Source organism: Desulfitobacterium sp. (genome assembly GCF_035539115.1).
GTDB lineage: Bacteria > Bacillota > Desulfitobacteriia > Desulfitobacteriales > Desulfitobacteriaceae > Desulfitobacterium_A.
The window spans coordinates 1-18,640 of the sequence record NZ_DATLJA010000078.1 but is presented as its reverse complement, the minus strand read 5'-3'; the positions used below and the strand labels follow the sequence as shown (position 1 = coordinate 18,640).

The 18,640-nt window shown below is 46.1% G+C and carries 13 protein-coding genes and 1 riboswitch; of the genes, 9 read left to right on the top strand and 4 right to left on the bottom strand.

The annotated features are described in order from the left end of the window. Nucleotides 1–78 precede the first annotated feature (78 nt). The 4 genes from VM640_RS12555 to VM640_RS12540 all read left to right on the top strand — a co-directional run bounded on the left by VM640_RS12555 (nucleotide 79) and on the right by VM640_RS12540 (nucleotide 6,703). Nucleotides 79–1,215 carry an efflux RND transporter periplasmic adaptor subunit gene (locus tag VM640_RS12555; protein WP_325392722.1) on the top strand — a complete coding sequence of 379 codons (1,137 nt, stop codon included), beginning with the start codon at nucleotides 79–81 and terminating at the stop codon, nucleotides 1,213–1,215. Further along, complete coding sequence (locus tag VM640_RS12550; protein ID WP_325392720.1) at nucleotides 1,212–4,337, top strand: efflux RND transporter permease subunit; 3,126 nt, start codon at nucleotides 1,212–1,214, stop codon at nucleotides 4,335–4,337. The genes VM640_RS12555 and VM640_RS12550 overlap by 4 nt, the downstream gene beginning before the upstream one ends. A 181-nt stretch (nucleotides 4,338–4,518) precedes the next feature. Beyond that, the gene (gene larAH10 / locus VM640_RS12545) at nucleotides 4,519–5,817 is read left to right on the top strand and encodes an NPN-dependent 2-hydroxyacid racemase, LarAH10 family (RefSeq protein WP_325392718.1); all 1,299 of its coding nucleotides are present in this window, start codon (nucleotides 4,519–4,521) and stop codon (nucleotides 5,815–5,817) included. Nucleotides 5,818–6,130: 313 nt separating this feature from the next. Further along, nucleotides 6,131–6,703, top strand: coding sequence for a Uma2 family endonuclease (locus VM640_RS12540; protein WP_325392716.1), 573 nt, complete (start codon nucleotides 6,131–6,133; stop codon nucleotides 6,701–6,703). A 71-nt stretch (nucleotides 6,704–6,774) separates the two neighbouring features. On the opposite strand, the gene VM640_RS12535 is transcribed toward VM640_RS12540, so the two are convergent. Beyond that, nucleotides 6,775–7,110: a cupin domain-containing protein gene (locus VM640_RS12535; RefSeq protein WP_325392714.1), complete on the bottom strand. Its 336-nt coding sequence runs from the start codon at nucleotides 7,108–7,110 to the stop codon at nucleotides 6,775–6,777. A 208-nt stretch (nucleotides 7,111–7,318) separates the two neighbouring features. Between VM640_RS12535 and VM640_RS12530 the strand changes: the two genes are divergently transcribed. The 5 genes from VM640_RS12530 (at nucleotide 7,319) to VM640_RS12510 (ending at nucleotide 13,755) form a co-directional block, all read left to right on the top strand. Continuing rightward, nucleotides 7,319–8,482, top strand: coding sequence for a M20 family metallopeptidase (locus VM640_RS12530; RefSeq protein ID WP_325392712.1), 1,164 nt, complete (start codon nucleotides 7,319–7,321; stop codon nucleotides 8,480–8,482). 167 nt (nucleotides 8,483–8,649) lie between these two features. Next, a complete protein-coding gene (locus VM640_RS12525) occupies nucleotides 8,650–9,987 on the top strand; it encodes a hypothetical protein (RefSeq protein ID WP_325392710.1) in 1,338 nt (445 codons plus the stop codon). Between the two features lie 234 nt (nucleotides 9,988–10,221). Then, a complete protein-coding gene (gene cshA, locus VM640_RS12520; protein WP_325392708.1) occupies nucleotides 10,222–11,691 on the top strand; it encodes a degradosome RNA helicase CshA in 1,470 nt (489 codons plus the stop codon). A gap of 126 nt (nucleotides 11,692–11,817) precedes the next feature. Continuing rightward, a riboswitch (glycine riboswitch) is annotated at nucleotides 11,818–11,908 on the top strand. Between the two features lie 149 nt (nucleotides 11,909–12,057). Further along, complete coding sequence (locus tag VM640_RS12515) at nucleotides 12,058–12,357, top strand: ACT domain-containing protein (RefSeq protein ID WP_325392706.1); 300 nt, start codon at nucleotides 12,058–12,060, stop codon at nucleotides 12,355–12,357. A 30-nt stretch (nucleotides 12,358–12,387) separates the two neighbouring features. Further along, nucleotides 12,388–13,755 carry a PFL family protein gene (locus VM640_RS12510; protein ID WP_325392704.1) on the top strand — a complete coding sequence of 456 codons (1,368 nt, stop codon included), beginning with the start codon at nucleotides 12,388–12,390 and terminating at the stop codon, nucleotides 13,753–13,755. Between the two features lie 449 nt (nucleotides 13,756–14,204). Here VM640_RS12510 and VM640_RS12505 read toward each other — a convergent pair whose 3' ends face one another. From VM640_RS12505 to VM640_RS12495, 3 genes are all read right to left on the bottom strand, one after another. Next, on the bottom strand, nucleotides 14,205–16,337 hold the full coding sequence (locus tag VM640_RS12505; RefSeq protein WP_325392768.1) for a transglycosylase domain-containing protein: 2,133 nt from the start codon (nucleotides 16,335–16,337) through the stop codon (nucleotides 14,205–14,207). Between the two features lie 193 nt (nucleotides 16,338–16,530). Beyond that, a complete protein-coding gene (locus VM640_RS12500) occupies nucleotides 16,531–17,127 on the bottom strand; it encodes an NUDIX hydrolase (RefSeq protein ID WP_325392702.1) in 597 nt (198 codons plus the stop codon). A gap of 65 nt (nucleotides 17,128–17,192) precedes the next feature. Further along, nucleotides 17,193–18,425, bottom strand: coding sequence for an MFS transporter (locus VM640_RS12495; protein ID WP_325392700.1), 1,233 nt, complete (start codon nucleotides 18,423–18,425; stop codon nucleotides 17,193–17,195). Nucleotides 18,426–18,640 lie beyond the last annotated feature (215 nt).

Here is an 18,640-nt window from a genome sequence, read left to right as displayed (position 1 = left end):
GCTATCAGTTGTATAATACTCATGAGTGACCGAACGGTCGGTTCCGAGAGAAGCCCATTTTGAGGAGGCTGTAAGAGTTTGAAGAAACAGAAAACTGTACGATTATTAGTAGCTACATTAGGAGTAGGCTTGGTTCTCTTGACAGGTGGCTGCGGTTCACAGAAAACGGCGGCTACAGTTGAGGAAAAATACATACCTGTAGAAGTGCTGCCTGCCGCTGTCCAAACCTTGGTTGTGACAACGAATTTTAGCGGTAAGGTAGACTCCAATCAAAATCTAAATCTTGTCCCGAAAATGCCAGGTAAAGTAAGCTCTGTTCAGGTTAAAGTCGGAGATGTGGTGAATGCGGGAATGGTGCTGTTCACGCTCGAATCCTCTGATTTGCAAAAAGCTGTGGATATGGCTTCGATTGGTGTACGTACGGCAGAAACGAATTATCAACAGACGAAGGAGCAGATCGATCTTGCCAAAATGAATCTGGAGCGTCAGAAACAGCTTTATGAGGCTGGGGCGATCCCCAAGGCGCAGTTAGAAACATCCGAGAATCAAGCTTCGGAGACTCCGTTGCAACTGGCGCAGATTCAGTGGGATCAGGCGAAGTTGAGTTTACAGCAGGCCCAGGATGCATTAAACAATGCCGTGGTCACAGCACCGCTAGAGGGGACGGTTACTGCCGTTAATATCAAACCGGGTGAGATGGCTTCGAGTGCGCAACCTGCGGTCACCTTGACCCAGCTTAACTCCCTTTATGTTGCGCTGAATGTCCCGGAGAATATTGTCAATTGGCTGCAACTAGGACAGGACGCCAAAGTGACGATTACTTCAGCTGATGCTCAAGACATAAACGGAAAAATTGCCAGCCTTGCTCCTGCTGCGGATGCTCGGACCATGCTCTACGCGGTGAAGGTAGCTGTCGATAATCCGGAGGGCAAGATTAAGCCCGGGATGTTTGCCAAGGTTGGGATGATGACGCAGTCACGGCCCAAGGTCTTAGCGGTGAATAGTGAGGCGATTGTGACGAAGAATGGTAAGCCGCTCGTCTATGTCATCGAAAACGAAACTGCTGTGGAAAAAGAAGTGACGACTGGCCTGGATACAGGATCTTTGGTCGAAGTCTCAAAGGGTTTGCAGGCAGAAGAACAAGTGGTCATTAAAGGGCAAACCCTGGTTGAACAGGGGAGTAAAGTCAAGATCGTGGGAGGGAGCGCATCTTGAAATTAGCGGAGGTATCGGTTAAACGCCCTGTCACTATCATCATGGTGATGCTGATTATTATTTTGCTTGGTTCAGTTTCGCTTAGCCGTCTGCCGATTGATTTACTCCCAAATATGGAAATCCCGGTTGCGGTGGTAGTGACTTCTTATACTGGTGTCGGACCTCAGGAGATCGAGAAACTGATTACGAATCCGGTCGAGGGTGCGCTCTCGACTGTAGAAAATATTGACACTGTGACTTCGACCACGACGGAGGGAAACTCAATCGTTGTGGCGATGTTTAAATATGGAACGGATATGAATTTTGCCACCTTACAAATGCGGGAAAAAGTGGATCTAGTGAAGCGCGTGTTCCCGACGGAAGTTCAGGCGCCGATGATTATGAAAATCGACCCGACCATGTTGCCGATTGTTCAGCTGACAGTTTCGGAAAAGGACGGGGACCTGGCTGCGTTACAGACCTTAGCGGAAGACAAGATTAAGCCACGATTGGAACGAGTCAAAGGGGCAGCTTCGGTTACCGTAAGCGGTGGGTATGAGACTCAAGTGAGCATTAAAACTAATGCTGAAAAAATGAAGGGGTATGGCTTGAGTATTGCAACCCTTTCAGGGATTCTCGGGGCGGAGAATCTGAATGCTCCAGGGGGGCAGGTACAGAAGGGAAACCAGGATTTGACTATCCGTACCATGGGCGAATTCCAGTCGCTTGAGGAAATCCAGAATCTCCTGATTCCTTTGTCAACCGGCGGACAAATTCGCTTGCAGGATATTGCCGAGGTGAGTCTCAGCCATGCGGATTTGAGCGCAATCTCCCGAACCAATGGTCAACAGAGTATCAGTATCGCCATTCAAAAACAATCTGGGACGAATACGGTTCAGGTTGCCGATGATGTCACTTTAGCGCTTCAGGAACTGAAGACGGATTATCCGAATTTGAGTTTTGACACTGTGATGGATCAGTCCATCTATATCAAACAGTCTATTAACACCGTCGTGAGGGAAGCCTTGTTGGGCGGACTTTTGGCGATCGTCGTGCTTTTCCTCTTTTTCCATAACCTGCGCACGACCTTTATCACAGCGACGGCGATTCCAATTGCGATGATGGCAACTTTTGCAGTGCTTTATTTCTCCGGGATTACGATTAATATGATGACCATGGGCGGTCTATCCTTGGCGATGGGGCGTTTGGTGGACGATAATGTCGTAGCACTCGAGAATATCTATCGTTTCCGACAGGCAGGGTATAGTAAGAAGGAAGCTGCCATTAAAGGGGTTTCCGAAATCGGAATGGCCATTACGACTTCCACCTTGACGACGGTTAGCGTTTTTATACCGATTGTTTTTGTGCAAGGAATTACGGCGACCCTCTTCCGTGAACTGTCCTTGACCGTCGGTATTTCACTTTTGGCTTCGCTGCTCGTTTCCCTAACCTTAGTGCCGACGCTTTCTTCGAAGATTATGAAAGCGGACAGTATTCAGGAGGGTAGACGGGGACTTTTTGGGGTGATGGATCGTTTTAGCCGCGGGTTTGATCGATCTTTTGGCAAAGTCGAAGGGGTTTATCGGAAGTTTCTCCATTTTGCGCTCCATCATCGGAAAACGGTTGTTGTGATTTCTCTCATGATTTTTGTGCTTTCTGGATTGTCGACCCTGAAGCTGGGGGCTGAATTCATGCCCGTTACGGATTCAGGACAGTTGACGGTTAATGTCACTTTGCCGGATGGTGCGAAACTTAAAGATACAGATAGTGTCATTACCCAGATTGAACAGCAATTGGAAGGAATTGCGGAGGTTAAAACCGCCTTTGTTCAGATTGGGAGCGCTGGAGCCATGACGCTGGGCGGAAGTACCTCGAATGTAGGAACCATCAACGTACAACTTACGGATCTCGCAGCACGCTCGCGGAGTGTTGGGCAGGTCACGGATGAGATCCGGGGGTTGACTCAAAATATTGCGGGAGCACAGATCCAAGTCACAGTGACGGATAACATGTCGATGGGCAGTACAGCTCCGGTCGATATTGCGGTGAAGGGAGAGGACCTCGATCAGCTGAAGAAAATCGGGAATGATGTGAAGGGGATTGTCGCATCAGTCGATGGGACGCGCGAAGTCAAAACGAGTATGAACGAAGGGGTACCTGAGGTTCAAGTGCATGTGGATCGACAGAATGCAGCTCAGTTTGGCTTAACTGCAGGGCAGATCTCCCAAGCGGTTAAAGGGACGATCTCCGGCACGACCGCTACGCGTTATCGCTATGAGGGCAAAGAAATTAATGTCGTGATCAGTGGCGATGAGTCGTTGAAATCGAGTGTTTCCAATTTGGAACAAACCCCGATTCCGACACCTGCTGGAATAAGCGTACCTTTAAGTGAAGTCGCTCAGGTCACCTTAGATCGTGGGCCGGCTACGATTAGTCGGACCGGCCAAACGCGGGTCGTGAACATCACAAGTCAGATTATTAACCGGGATATTAACAGTATCTCGAAGGATATCGAAAGTAAGCTCAAGGATTATCAAATGTCGGAAGGGTATACGTATGAATTAAACGGTCAGAATAAGCAGATGATGGATTCTTTTAAAGACTTAGGACTGGCTATGGTATTGGCGATTGTCCTTGTCTATATGATTCTGGCCTCGCAGTTTGAGTCTTTACTCCATCCATTCACGATCATCCTGTCTCTACCGATGGGTTTCTCGGGTGGGATGCTCGGCTTGTTTGTTACCCGGAAAAACCTCAGTGTGCCTGCATTTATTGGCTTAATTCTCTTGATCGGGATTGTCGTAAGTAATGCGATCGTGTTAGTCGATTATATTAATAAACGCCGGGAACGTGGGGAAGAACGGGAGGAAGCAATTGAAAACGCCGGACCGATTCGCTTACGTCCAATTATTATGACCTCACTGGCCACAGTACTAGGGTTGATTCCGATGGCTCTTGGGATCGGGGAAGGCTCGGAACTTATGTCCTCGATGGCTATCGTAGTTATTTTTGGAATGGCCTTCTCGACTATATCCACACTTTTGCTAGTACCAGTGATTTATACGATTTTTGAAGATATTCGCCAGAAACGTTTTTTCCGCAAGAAGGGGAATGTTCCAAGCCAACCGACGCTGACGGAGTAGGTCTAATAAGACTTTGATAAAAAGTTCCATTAGCTCTTGTCAGATAGCTATAGGTTAAGTTATTATAGAACAGTAGAATTTGTAGTAGGTCAGTAGAACTGTAGGTTAGTAGGACTTTGAAGAATAATTGTAGGATTTGGGAAACTAAATCAGGGTAGGACGGTAGGAGGCATTTATTAAAATGAAACAAGAGTACACGTTTAAATACGGTGAAGGATATCTAACCCTAAATTTAGAGCCGGAAAATGTACTGCAGGAATTACAGGCTCAAGAAATTAGTTGCGTAGAGGATGTCGAAAAAGAAGTTCAGAAGCTGTTAGATCACCCCATGGGAACTCTGCCATTTAATGCGCTTTTTAATGCCAGAGATAAGGTGACGATAGTCGTTAGCGATATCACACGGCTCGTGAAGCTCCATGAATTTCTCCCCTTTATTGTGAAACGGTTAAATGAGTTGGGAATTCCCGATCAGGATATTTTGATTTTGGTGGCAACCGGGACGCATCGGGGGCAAACGCCTGAAGAACACAAGAAGATCGTGGGGGAAGCGCTTTATCATCGGATCAAGGTTGTCGATCATGATTGTGATCATTCAGATATGGTCAATGTAGGGACAACACCGCGTGGAACGGAAGTTGTCGTAAACAAATTGGTCGTGGAACGCAAAGTGATTCTGACAGGTGGTATTGTTCATCATCTGATGGCAGGCTTTGGCGGAGGACGGAAATCGATTCTCCCTGGAGTATCGAGCCGAAAGACAATTGCCCAGAACCATTTGCACTCTCTCGATCCAAACGCCGAGCGTTCTAATCCGCTGATTGGGGTGGGAGCCTTAGAAGGGAATCCTTTGCATCAAGATATGGTCGATGCGGCTCAACTGGTTAATCCGGATTTCCTCGTCAATGCGATTATTCATACGAATGGAAAAATTGCTCGTTTAGTAGGCGGACATTGGCTGACCGCGTGGGAAGAGGGCTGCCACTGGGCGGATGAAAAGTTCGGAGTTCCGATTGATAAACAGGCTGATCTAGTGATTGCCAGCTGTGGAGGCTTTCCTAAGGATATTTCTCTCTATCAAGGGACAAAAACCTTATTCAATGCCGCATTAGCCGTTAAACCTGGTGGTACAATTTTGATGCTGGCTGAGTGCCGGGATGGAGCAGGGGCGGATGAGTTTTTTGGTTGGAGTGATCCTCTCCTCAAAGGCACCTTAGATCCAGATTTACGGAAGAACTTTACGATTCCGGGCTATATCTTTTATGCAGCCGTGGAGTCTGCCCGTAAGGCTAAAGTTATCCTTTATTCCACAATTGCTCCGGAACTTGTAGAACCGATGGGTATCCTTGGGGTTAACTCACTAGAGGAGGCTCTGAAGAGTGCAGGTGTAGACAAAGAGCAACAGGATATCATATTAATGCCTTATGGGGGGGCCACAATCCCCTTATGGAAGGGATTGCTTGTGCCGCAACCTTCTTGTTAGTTCCTCTTTTTGATTCATAGTACATTCATTATCGCGAAGAAACGTCGCTGGAGACTGCTCCTCACAGAGCTATTTCCTAAGGAAACCTAGAAAAGCAATTTGAATTCACTTAGCAGCAGTATAAAACCTTTGGGGACTTTTTGCCGATCATTCTCGATTATATTAAAGCGGCAGCATTGGCAAAAGGCTAAACAAACCATTAAAGAAATCACGACTAAGGCTGCAAGTATGTTGGTTGAAGCATGGAACCGCTGATGGTATAATATGGTTAATGATAACTCCCTTGTAACCGTAAATGAAGGAGTTGATTCAAATGCCGATACCACAATCAGATAAAAAATATACGTATACAGATTATCTTACTTGGCCTGAAGATGAGCGATGGGAAATTATTGAGGGAGTTCCTTATATGCATGCTGCGCCTACATGGCAGCATCAGAGCATATCGGGCGAGCTCTATCGACAAATCTCAAACTATCTAGTAGATAATCCTTGTCGAGTGTTTGCCTCTCCCTTTGACTTGAGGCTTCCCGAAGCGAATGAAACGGATGAACAAACACGATGTGTAGTACAACCTGATCTCGCGATTGTCTGCAACAATGAAGGGCTAAGAGGAACAGGTTATTACGGAATTCCTACGATGGTGATTGAAATTACATCCCCGTCTTCCAGTAAAGTGGATAGGCTCTACAAGTTCAATATGTATGAAAAAGCCGGGGTAAAAGAGTATTGGATTGTAGAACCAGAAGGGAAAATTGTGAGCGTTTTCATACTTCAGAATAATACGAGGTATGGAAGACCTGAGGTATATTCAGAGGACGATCAAATTGCAGTCCGTGTTTTTCCTGATTTCTCGCTCAATCTGAAATCAGTTTTTAAGGAATAGGGCTTTGCGTAATTAAAGGGACAGAAAGGGACAGGTTTTCGTTCACGAAACGAAGAACCTGTCCCCCTGTTTCAGCCCTTAATTACGGTTAGCAACATTTTGAAGGCCTTGCGGGCTTCGAGAGCATGAGGGATGTCAGAGGGCATAATGACGGTCTCGCCTTCTTTAACGGTCAGCGTTTTATCACCGATCGTGATTTCCGCTTCTCCATCGAGGACTTGAACCATTGCATCACCGGAAGTGGTATGGGTACTGATTCCTTCTCCTTCATCAAGTGAGAATAAGGTGATGTTGGCAGCGGGGATTTGGGCAATCGTCATACTAAGAACTTGTCCTTTTTGATAAGAAATCAATTCCTTAAGATGGAGTGCTTGCGAAAATTCGATATTTTTCATGATATTCACCATTGTCGATCGACTCCCTTCGATACTACTTCATAAATCTATTCTAACCTTCTTTTCGAGGAAAGTATGTGATATAGGTCACTTAATTATGCTGAAGGGCTAAATCAAACTAGGAACCTTTCCCCTCATGTGGTGTAATAGACCTAAAGCAAAAAGAGGATTGCGTGATTGATCTGGACAGGGTTAATCACGCGTCAGGAGGTATAAGACGGTGGATATTCGCACATTAGTCCATGACCAAAAAGACTATGTTATAGAATTAAGAAGGGAATTTCATCAGTATCCGGAATTGAGTCTTCAGGAAGTTCAAACCTCGCAAAGAATTCAGAGAGAGCTTGCCCAATTAAAGATTCCTTATCGTAGTGTTGATGGTATGGGGGTCGTGGCGACGATTCAAGGAAATAAATCCGGTAAAACGATTGCCTTAAGAGCAGATATAGATGGCCTCCCAGTCACGGAACAGAATGAGGTCGAGTTCAGATCAAAAAACCAAGGGCTAATGCATGCCTGCGGGCACGACTGTCATATGGCGATGCTTTTAGGTGCAGGTAAATTGTTAAGTGAGATGAAGAATCAGCTTCAAGGTACGGTAAAATTACTTTTTCAGCCCGCTGAAGAAGTGGCGAGCGGAGCGAAAAAGATGATTGCAGCAGGCGTGCTTGAAGGGGTCGATGGGGTTTTTGGTGAGCATGTTTGGAGTGATCTAGAAACGGGACAGGTTTGTGTTCAGGAAGGACCCAGGATGGCATCTGCTGATTTTTTTACTATCCGTGTGCAAGGAAAAGGGGGTCATGGGTCGGCACCTCAGCAAGGTGTTGATGCAGTCCTGGTTTCCTCAGCCATCGTTATGAATTTGCAGTCCATCGTGAGCCGAGAAGTGAGTCCGCTCGAAACCGTGGTGGTGAGTATTGGATCCCTAAATGCGGGGTCGGGAAATAATGTTCTAGCGAGTGAGGGCATACTGAAGGGAACGACCCGAACCTTTAACCCAGAAATCCGGAAAAAACTCCCTGATATCATAACGCGCATTATTGAGAACACAGCGCAAGCTTATCGGGCCAAAGCCGCACTGGAGTATCAATGGGGTTCTGCTCCTATCATCAATGATCCTGAAGCCTCGAAGCTAGCTACCCAAGCTGTTCAGAAAATTGGAGCTCAGCCGTTTGATTTAAGGGTTACGGCGGGTGAAGATTTCTCTGAATTTATGAACTGTGTCCCAGGAGTATTCGCCCTTGTAGGCGTAAGAAATAAAGTTAAAGGAGCTATCTTTCCTCAACATAATCCTCACTATACGGTGGATGAAGATGCTTTAGAAGTCGGTACAGCTCTTTATGTCCAGTATGCGTTGGATTTTTTGACAGCGACAAGAGCTTAAAAATCACACCTTCGATTGCTAATTAGGTATTGATTATTCCCTAAAGGACAACTACACTAGATTAGCAATGATGTTCCTGCGAATCTTATGAAAACGTTTAGAAAAAGGTGTAACCCATGAGGAACAAAACAAAACGAAGAATAAGTTATTTCCTTTTCATTCTCGTGATGAGTATCGTTTTAATATTATTGATACGTAATCATGGGGCAAGAAATAAGGCTGTCAGCGAACAATCTAGCCTTCCGGAAATACAAGCACAGCAAGTTTCACTCGCAGCGATGACCCCTGTTCAAGATCAGAGCCCTAAGGTAAGAAAATTTCCCTTCCCTTATGAGGGTATGCTAGCGATTTCGTCAGATATTGATTCAACTTCAGTTGCGGAATTCGAAGGTTACCATCGTTTTTTAAATACTAAGGAAGAAACCCCTTACGGGAAGGGGTTGGGGTTAGATATTGCTGACTCGGCTTGGATGTATAACGTTGATAATTATTCCGATCAATTGGATAAAGAGGGACATCATTTAGACTACTCAATGTCGTATTTCCAGGGGATGGATCCGAAGACCATAAAAGACGCTGATAAAATTATCCACTATTTTAAAGTCGGGTGGATAGATTCCCTGCATACGTTTGGGGATTTCAGCCGGAATGATCAACAGAGATTATTCACGCGAAATTTGGCTGAGGTTGCATGGCAAGAGATGAAGACGAGCGGCTTTATGCCCAAAGTGTGGATCAATCACGGGACCGTAACAAATGTCCAGAATTTCGGAGCGTACAACCCTAAGGGCCTTTTTCAATATCAAGCGGGTGATGATCCTAAATCACCTTATTATCATACAGATCTTACCTTGAATAATGGGATTAAGTTTGTTTGGAACTCAATTGGGATGAGTCAGTTTAGCTATGAAGATCCTCTTTATCCACTTAAACTTCGTGATGGTAAACAGGTCTGGGGTTTTTACCGATATACAAATGATGAGGTCAAAGGCAAGAAGCTTTGGACCTGGGAGACGCATGAATTGCCCCGCCAGCTTAACAAACAGCATTTAGATGAAGTGTTTCAAAAAGGGAAATATTCAATTGTGACGCAGCATTTGGGCAAAGGTTATGATTCCTTAGTTTTTAACGAAAAAGATGTGCAGGCACTTCAATTGCTTAAAAGTTACCAAGATGATGGGAAAATCTTAGTCTCACGGACAGAGCATTTGCTCGAATATGCTCGTGTCAATCATCATATTGCTTATTCGATCTATCAGTCAGAGGGGAAGTTCTATATTAATTTGACCAAAATCGAGGACCCCGTGTTAGGTGGGTCCGTGCCAACTTTAGCGGATATCCGGGGACTGACTTTTTATGTGAAGGATCCGGGGAAGTATACGATCTTATTGAATGCATATCCTCTCTTTGAACAAGACATTCAACGCAATGAGGCGGATAAAACCGGAAGTAAGAGCATAGGTGTAAAGTGGTTTGAACCAGATTATACGGATTACACGAAGTGAAAGTATTGGAGTGTAATTTCGAAAATCAACTCCGCATCACGATAATTATTTCAAGTGGTGTGGAGTTATTGTATTAAACAGGATTAAACAGGTTGTGTTCTAATTAAAAGTAAAGGATAATAGGAAAGGGTTATAATATATGGAATAAGTTTTTTGGGGGATACCCGTTTTAGATTTCAATTGATAGGCAAAACTAAAGCGTGTAAATATATAATTACAGGGAGATAGAATAGTATGACTTTATTTAGCGAATTAGGTTTGAGTGAACGCGTGATTCAATCCGTAGGAAATATGGGTTTTGAAGAAGCAACTCCGATTCAGGAGCAGACCATTCCCAAGGCTATGGCAGGAAAAGATCTGATCGGGCAGGCGCAAACGGGTACGGGTAAGACAGCAGCCTTTGGGATACCCCTAGTGGAAAGAATACAGGAAGGGTCGGAGCAAATCCAGGGAATTATCCTTACGCCAACGCGTGAATTAGCCGTACAGGATGCCGAAGAACTCAATAAGATTGGGCAATTTAAAGGAATTCAGACCTTGCCGATCTATGGAGGGCAAGATATGGATCGGCAGATAAGGGCTCTGAAGAAAAGACCGCAGATTATTGTAGCGACTCCAGGTCGTTTGATGGATCATATGAGACGGAGAACTATCCGCCTCGATCAGATCAAGATGGTTATCTTAGACGAGGCTGATGAAATGCTCAATATGGGCTTTGTCGAAGATATCCAGGCGATCTTAAAAGAAGTACCAGAGGATCGTCAGACATTGCTTTTCTCAGCTACGATGCCGAAGAGCATTCAAAATCTTGCCCAGCGCTTTATGAAGGAACCGGAACTCATCAGTATCAAATCCAAGGAAGTTACGGTTGCAAATATTGAGCAACAATACCTGGAAGTGCAGGAAAAACAGAAGTTTGATGTGCTTTGCCGACTCTTGGATATGCAATCTCCTGAGTTAGCGATTGTGTTTGGTCGAACGAAGCGTCGGGTGGATGAACTGTCTGAAGGGTTAAGTAAGCGGGGCTATTCAGCCGAAGGAATTCATGGCGATTTGACGCAGAGCAAGAGAGACAGCGTGTTGCGCCAGTTTAAAGAAGGGACAATCGAAGTTCTAGTAGCTACTGATGTGGCTGCACGTGGGTTGGATATTTCTGGAGTAACCCATGTTTATAATTTTGATATTCCTCAAGATCCTGAGAGCTATGTCCACCGGGTCGGCCGTACGGGACGTGCTGGCAAAACTGGATTAGCTGTAACCTTTGTTACTTCACGTGAAATTGGGCAATTGCGCATGATTGAACAGCTGACGAGACGGAAGATGATCCGCAAGCCTGTTCCGACCCTAGTCGAAGCGATCGAAGGGCAGCAACGGATCACGATGGAGAAGCTACTGCGCGTGGTTGCTGAGGAGGACCTCAGTCCATATCAGGGGTTAGCGAAGGATCTGCTGGAAGAAAATGACTCGGTACCGCTCTTAGCGGCTGCTCTTAAGATGTTAACTAAGGAACCCGATTCTGTCGAAGTGCACTTAACGGATGCAGCCCCATTCCGGGGCAAGAGTGCCTACAAAGGACCTTTTGATCAAAGAGGATCTGGAAGAAATGATCGGGGACGGAATGACCGAGGAGGCTATGGCAAGGATCGCGGGAGACGGGATAATAAGCGAAGCGGCTGGAAGCCAAGTTCTTTTTCTAAAGACTAAGAACGAAAAAGTAATAAACCTTAATTTAATAGTGAAATAACTGGATGATGCTTGGCAGGAGAGTGGCAGGTTGCCCACCGAAGGAGTAATACTCTCAGGTACTTTGTAAGAAGTGGAACTGGAAGCGGACAGGACTCTGGAGAGTTCCGGAAAGGACGCCGAAGGGGCAAGTAGCGCGACGCTATAATCTCTCAGGCAAAAGGACAGAGAGTGATAAAAATTCTAACGTGAATGTTCTTGAAACATCCCTGAACTTTTCCAGAGTCAAATCCTTAGGGATGAGACTCTTTTCGCTTATTTGAGAGTATGAAGAGCATCGAGAGACTAGAATTATGGAAAATATCGAAGATGGGGGAGTCGTAGAAAATGAGTAGCAGCGTAAAGAAAGAAAAAACCAATCGGGTTATCGTCACTGTGTTAGGAAAGGATCAAATCGGAATTATCGCCTGGGTGACTGGTCGCTTAGCGGAATACTCAGTTAATGTCCTAGATATCAGCCAGACAATTTTACAGGACTTTTTTACCATGATTATGGTGGTAGATATGAGTCAGTCCTCAATTTCCCTCGGGGAATTTTCAAAAACGCTGAGCGAAGAAGGGGAAGAACGCGGGCTCAAAGTTACAGCTCAGCATGAGGATGTTTTTGCTTTCATGCACCGGATCTAAGGAGATTAAATAGAAGAGGAGAGAACAGGAATGGCTCTTAATATATCACCCCAGGAGATTATGCAAACGTTAGAAATGGTTGAGCAGGAGAATTTAGATATCCGGACGATTACGATGGGGATTTCCTTGTTGGATTGTGCGGGGGATGACGTCAAAGTGGTTGAGCAAAAGATCTATGACAAAATTACACATCAGGCTGAGAACTTAGTCAGGGTTGGGGAAGAGCTCGTGGCACGATATGGGATCCCGATTGTTAATAAGCGAGTTTCCGTGACTCCGATGGCTCTTTTGGGATCAAATTTTAAGCCGGAGGAAATGGTTCGGCTTGCTAAAGCGCTGGATCGGGCAGCAAAAACGGTAGGGATCAACTTCCTCGGGGGATTTTCGGCACTTGTTCAAAAGGGGTTCACGCGGGGTGACGAAGCGCTGATCGAGGCGATTCCGCAGGCACTTGCGGAGACGGAGTATGTGTGTTCCTCAGTGAATATTGGGTCAACTAAAGCGGGAATCAACATGGATGCCGTTTTAAAAATGGGCGAAGTTGTTTTGGCGAGCGCTCGGCTCACAGCCGCTCAGGATGGAATTGGTGCCGCCAAACTTGTCGTTTTTTGTAATGCCCCGGAAGATAATCCATTTATGGCCGGCGCATTTCATGGGGTGGGAGAACCAGAAGTAGTTATTAATGTCGGAGTGAGTGGACCTGGCGTTGTGGCTGAAATAGTGAAAAGAAATCCGGAGGCTGATCTGGGAGGACTGGCTAATCTTATTAAGCGAACCGCCTTTAAGATCACACGGGCAGGGGAACTCATCGGACGAGAAGCTTCGAAAGCTCTAAATGTTCCGTTCGGGATTGTGGATTTATCCTTAGCACCTACTCCCGCGATTGGCGACAGTGTGGCTGAGATCCTGGAAAATATGGGTTTGGAACGCTGCGGAGCACATGGGACAACAGCGGCTTTAGCCCTTCTGAATGATGCGGTAAAAAAAGGAGGAGCGATGGCTTCTTCCCATGTCGGAGGGTTAAGTGGGGCGTTCATCCCTGTCTCTGAAGATGCGGGAATGGCCTATGCCGTAGAAACGGGTGCCTTGAGCATTGAAAAGCTGGAAGCGATGACCTGTGTCTGCTCCGTGGGACTCGATATGATCGCGATTCCTGGGGATGTGGAGGCTGAGACGATTGCCGGGATTATTGCCGATGAGGCGGCAATCGGCATGATCAACAAGAAAACGACGGCGGTTCGAGTTATCCCGGCGATTGGGAAGAAGGCGGGAGATCGCGTCGAGTTTGGAGGCCTGCTCGGTGGGGCTCCTGTGATTAAAATTAATCCATTTTCGGCGCGCCAATTTGTGCGGCGTGGAGGCAGAATTCCTGCTCCAATTACCAGTTTGTCGAACTGAAAAGTGTATTTCGAAAATGAACCGATGTTCCTGAGCAGAAGGAACATCGGTTTTTTTGTTACTAACAGAAGGTGTAAATTTTTGGCAGATAGCATAAGTGCAACCAACGGCTTTCGCTTTCCTACGATGAATGCGGTTAAGTTCGGCAGGATAAGGCGACTAAGGCCACCGCTTTGGCGCTGACCAAGTCTTCTATATCGCAAAGCTCGGCGAAAGCCGGGTTTTCTTTATACTAACAGAAAGTATAAGTTTTGGGCAGATAGCATAAGTGCAACTAAGGCTTCCGCCTACGCCAGAGGCTTGGCGCAAGCCAAGTTTTCTTTATACTAACAGAAAGTATAAGTTTAGGGCAGATAGTATAAGTGCAACTAAGGCTTCCGCCTGCGCCAGAGGCTTGGCGTAAGCCAAGTTTTCTTTAAAGCAGTATCCTGGAGACTCTAAATTCTCATTTAATCCTTTTTCTTTCCTTTACCCTTCGGCGAATTCCCCTGAAGATCTTGTACTGGATTAAACCAAGAATTGAAGGTATTGGGGTCAAGCCCGAAGCGTTGAAAAATCTTATCCTTCAGATTCTGAGAGGGCGTTTCAGCGGGATTTTGTCCATTATTACTGTTTCCGTTGTTCTTCTGATTTCCGAAGATGTCAAACGGATTGGGCTGCCAAGGATCTTGGTAACCTTGCGGGACTTCAAAGTTTGCTACAGGAGTATTCTTTAGGGCCCGGGAAAGTACTTCATGAAATACAACGGCTGGTCCAGCACCTCCAGAAGTTGTGAGGTAATGGTTGCGGTCGGTTTTATCATACCCCATCCAGACGGCTGCAGTAAGCTCAGGGGTATACCCGACGAACCAGACATCTTTGGAACCCTTTGTGATTCCCGAAAATTCCTGGGTGTGGGGAAGTTCAACAGAACCCGTTTTACCTGCGGTAGGCCGTCCAAAGGAGGCGTTCTTGCCTGTCCCATTATCCACGACGTTCTCTAAAAGCTTAGTCATGGTATAGGCATTTTGCGGACTGGTTACCTGGATAGACTCGGGTTTCACTTGGGCGAAGACGTAGCCGTTATCGGAAGTGATCTTCGTAATCGCATAGGCTTTATTCATCGTTCCGAGGTTGGCGAACGTACCGTAAGCTTGCGCCATTTGTAAGGGGGAGACTCCGCTGGATATTCCACCGAGCGCGAGACTCAAGGTTCGGTCTTCTTTCGTTAAGGGAAGGCCTGCCTTTTGAGCAAAGGATAGTCCTGTATCCAAACCGATCTCATTCAAAAGCCACACCGCAGGGATGTTCCAGGAATTTTGCAAGGCTTCTTCCAAAGTCACTTGTCCCCGTGTCTGATAGTCATAGTCCTGAGGGCTGTAGCCCTCAATGTTGAGTGGTCCGTCATAGAGCATCGAGCTCGGCGAATATCCCTTTTCCAAAGCTGGACCGTATACAGCTAAGGGTTTAATCGAGGAACCTGGTTGACGCTTGAGCTGAGTTGCATGGTTAAAGGAACGGAATGCGCTTTCGCCACGGTAGCCGACGAGTCCACGAATCCCTCCAGTATGTTGATCTAGAATAGCCATCCCACTTTGAATGCTTTGATCCGATTTCCCTTGAGGAAAGTACTGGTTATCCTGATAGACCGTCTCGGCTGCTTGTTGGACCTTCGGATCCATTTCCGTGTAAATTTGCAGCCCACCAGTCAGTAGTTGATCTTCGGTAAAACCATAGCGTGAGATGGCTTCCTCAATGACATAATCAACATAGGGCGCAAATTTTCCGGAGAGATCATTCAGGGCTCCTTTGCGGAGCGAAATCGGAGCAGAGCGGGCCCTTTGATATTCAGCGGCTGTAATATCGTTTTGATCTTTCATTAACGAAAGAACCAGGTTGCGACGCTCAAGTGCTTTATCCTTACTTTTTAAAGGAGAATAAAGGCTCGGGGCTTTAGGTAGTCCTGCGAGCAGGGAAGACTCTTCCAAGTTTAAGTCTTCTGTGTTTTTCCCGAAATAGTAACGAGCAGCGTTCTGAATCCCCCACTGGCCTTCCCCAAAATAAATTTGATTGAGGTATTCTTCAAGAATTTGGTCCTTGCTTAAGGTCAGCTCGATTTTGAAGGCATAAGCTGCCTCTTTGAATTTCCGACCTAAGGTTTTATCTGAGGGCAGAAAGAGATTTTTGGCCAACTGTTGGGTAATTGTACTTCCTCCTTCGGAAAAACCACCTGACCGTAAATCGTGCGCCAAAGCCCGTAGGATAGACCAAACATCGACTCCCTTGTGTTCATAGAAACGTCGATCCTCAGTGTCGATGATTGCCTTACGCATCGTCTGCGGAATCTTGGCAATCGGTACTGGATCAATTTTGGAGGAGGACAGCTCGGAGACTTTATTTCCAGTCTGATCATAGATATAGGTGGGTTGGGCGAGTGGGCTTTGGAGCTTGCTGACATCCAAGGACATCATCCAGAATGTAAAGGATCCTGCACTGAGGAGGCAGAGAAGGAGGACACTTAACGAAAATCCTTTCCAGAACTTTGGCTTTCGCCAAAACTGGGAGGAATGGATGCGATGGGTACCTCGCTTGAGCCAAGTCAGACATGATTTCCCGAAAGGCTTCACAACCTGGGTATTCAGGAAGCTCGCGGCTTGAATCAGATTTTTTTTTGCTTGCAACAGAAACGCTTTGATTTTCTCTTGCCTACTTTCCAATGGATAGCCTCCCTTTTTTAACAACACCAAAAAAGCCATCGCCTAAGACGAAGACTTAATAACCTAATTTATTATACGATTAATTATGCAAGTTTATGGGGGTGGAGGCTTGATAGAGGACAGATTTTTCTCCGATTAATTGAACTCCATTTTTCGGAATAAACCCACTAATCTGGGTTTGGGATGCTTCAATCACACTAAGACTGAGATGAGCGATCGGGAGGGCTCGACATTCTTCGATCGTGAAGAAGCCAATATCGCTCACTTCTTCGAGTTCAGGTTGTAATTCTCCGCCGATATAGCGAAGAAGAAAAATCATATACAGGTCGTGTTTATTCCCTGGCCGGTCACGCAGGGCAATCAGCGAAACAGGTTCAGTTTCAAGTCCGGTTTCTTCCTGAAGCTCACGGACGATGGCTTCGGCAATGCGTTCCCTTTGATCCACAAATCCGCCGGGAATAGTCCAGTTTCCCTTGCCGGGGTTCTGGGCTCTTCGAACGAGAAGAACTTTATCTTCGTGCCAAACAATACCCCCGACACCTAGAGAGAATTCTCCCCAATGAACAAACGAGCAGTCTGGACAATGAGAGTAAGTTTGTTTCGCGATTTCGGCACGAACTAAGGGCTTACCACATTGTGGACAAAAGTTATAGGCAATGATTGGGTAATTAGACATAATGGTTCCTTCCTTTGCACGCTGAGTATAGTCTATGCTTTTCTTATATTATCATTCGCTCAAGTTTAAGGGTCAAGTACGCTAAAGCTTCGCTCAGCGCGTTGGTAAAGGAAAAAGGCGAGAAGGGATATCCCAATAAAACTTAAGGCCAGCATCCAGTTCATCCGTCCGCCCCAATGGTCAAACACAATGCCCCCAAAAAGGGGTCCTAATACCCGTCCTCCAGAGGAGGCCCCGGCGGCAATCCCTTGATATGTCGCGGATTTTCCTTCGGGAGCAATTTGAGCAGCGGCTGCAGGGACTGCGGGGAGGATGAACATTTCTCCGAGCGTTAGCACGAAGAAGGCGAGAAGATAGGAATAATAGGGAAGTTGGGCCAGAAAGATGACAAACGAGAATCCAATTAACAGACAGGCCAGGTAAAATTGGCGTGAAAAGCTGTGAGCCCAATGTTTGATCGTCCAATGAATAATGGGTTGTAGGGTGACGATAAAGAGCCCATTTAGGGTCCACAGGATACTGTATTGAGGTAAGGAAAAACCGAGTTGAGTCATGATGATCGGTAAGACTGTGGTAAGCTGGATATAGGCAGCCCAGACCATCAGGATCCCGCCGCCGAGCGGAAGAAGGATCGCAAAGCTTGGATCGTGGATCAGGGGTTGACGGGGACATTCTAAACTCGGGCGGATTGTTGTTTTTGTGGTCTTGGTAGAGGAAGTTTGCTTGGGAATCCCTACAAGAACGAGGATTAAATAGAGAAAGAAGGCCAGGGCGTTAAAGAGAAAAACCAAGCGGAACGAGTAATTCGCGACGATTCCGCCTAAGGCCGTGCCAATGGCAACACCTGCATTATTAAACACGTAGAGAAGATTGAAGCCACGTCGTCCTCCCTCAGGCCAAAGCAGATTAACGAGAGCATTGAGTGGGACAAAGATAAAAGCGACGGAAAGGCCGAAACCTAAAAGTCCAGGGGCATAGACCGCCCAAACCGGGAAAATCCCAATGAGCCCTACCGATAAGATGGCGCCAACAAGACCAAAGAGCATGACGCGGCGCGCGCCAAAACGATCAGCGATAAAGCCGCTGATAAACTGGCCGAGAAGCATGAGTAAAGCCTGCCCGGACATAAGCGTGCCTGCTTCGGTTAGCGAACGGCCAAGGATATTATGCATAAAAAGACTATTTAGGGGCCACATTAAAGAGTTACCCGCGGATTGAACAAAACCACCGAGTGCCAGCAGAAGAACGGGCTGGGGAATATCAAAATTCTGAAAGCGTCTAAAGAGCCATGTTTTCATTAACGTCATCCTTTTATCGTGAATAACCAAGCTTATAAAATTCGCGGAGCTCTGTCAAAACCCTTCTTTAGGATGTAAAGGCAAGAATCCTCCCCATTTCAATGGGGAGATGAATTGTCCCTCGTACTATGTGTATGGTTGATATTCCTGTTGATAATAGTATTTATCGGGTATTTATGCTATACTATATACATGAGAAAAGATAACCTTATTCA

What these genes read in the sequence shown, in the direction of transcription:
- larAH10 (WP_325392718.1), top strand. Translation starts at nt 4,519, where the DNA reads ATGAAACAAGAGTACACGTTTAAATACGGTGAAGGATATCTAACCCTA.
- VM640_RS12540 (WP_325392716.1), top strand. Translation starts at nt 6,131, where the DNA reads ATGCCGATACCACAATCAGATAAAAAATATACGTATACAGATTATCTT.
- VM640_RS12535 (WP_325392714.1), bottom strand. Translation starts at nt 7,110, where the DNA reads ATGGTGAATATCATGAAAAATATCGAATTTTCGCAAGCACTCCATCTT.
- VM640_RS12525 (WP_325392710.1), top strand. Translation starts at nt 8,650, where the DNA reads ATGAGTATCGTTTTAATATTATTGATACGTAATCATGGGGCAAGAAAT.
- cshA (WP_325392708.1), top strand. Translation starts at nt 10,222, where the DNA reads ATGACTTTATTTAGCGAATTAGGTTTGAGTGAACGCGTGATTCAATCC.
- VM640_RS12515 (WP_325392706.1), top strand. Translation starts at nt 12,058, where the DNA reads ATGAGTAGCAGCGTAAAGAAAGAAAAAACCAATCGGGTTATCGTCACT.
- VM640_RS12510 (WP_325392704.1), top strand. Translation starts at nt 12,388, where the DNA reads ATGGCTCTTAATATATCACCCCAGGAGATTATGCAAACGTTAGAAATG.
- VM640_RS12500 (WP_325392702.1), bottom strand. Translation starts at nt 17,127, where the DNA reads ATGTCTAATTACCCAATCATTGCCTATAACTTTTGTCCACAATGTGGT.
- VM640_RS12495 (WP_325392700.1), bottom strand. Translation starts at nt 18,425, where the DNA reads ATGAAAACATGGCTCTTTAGACGCTTTCAGAATTTTGATATTCCCCAG.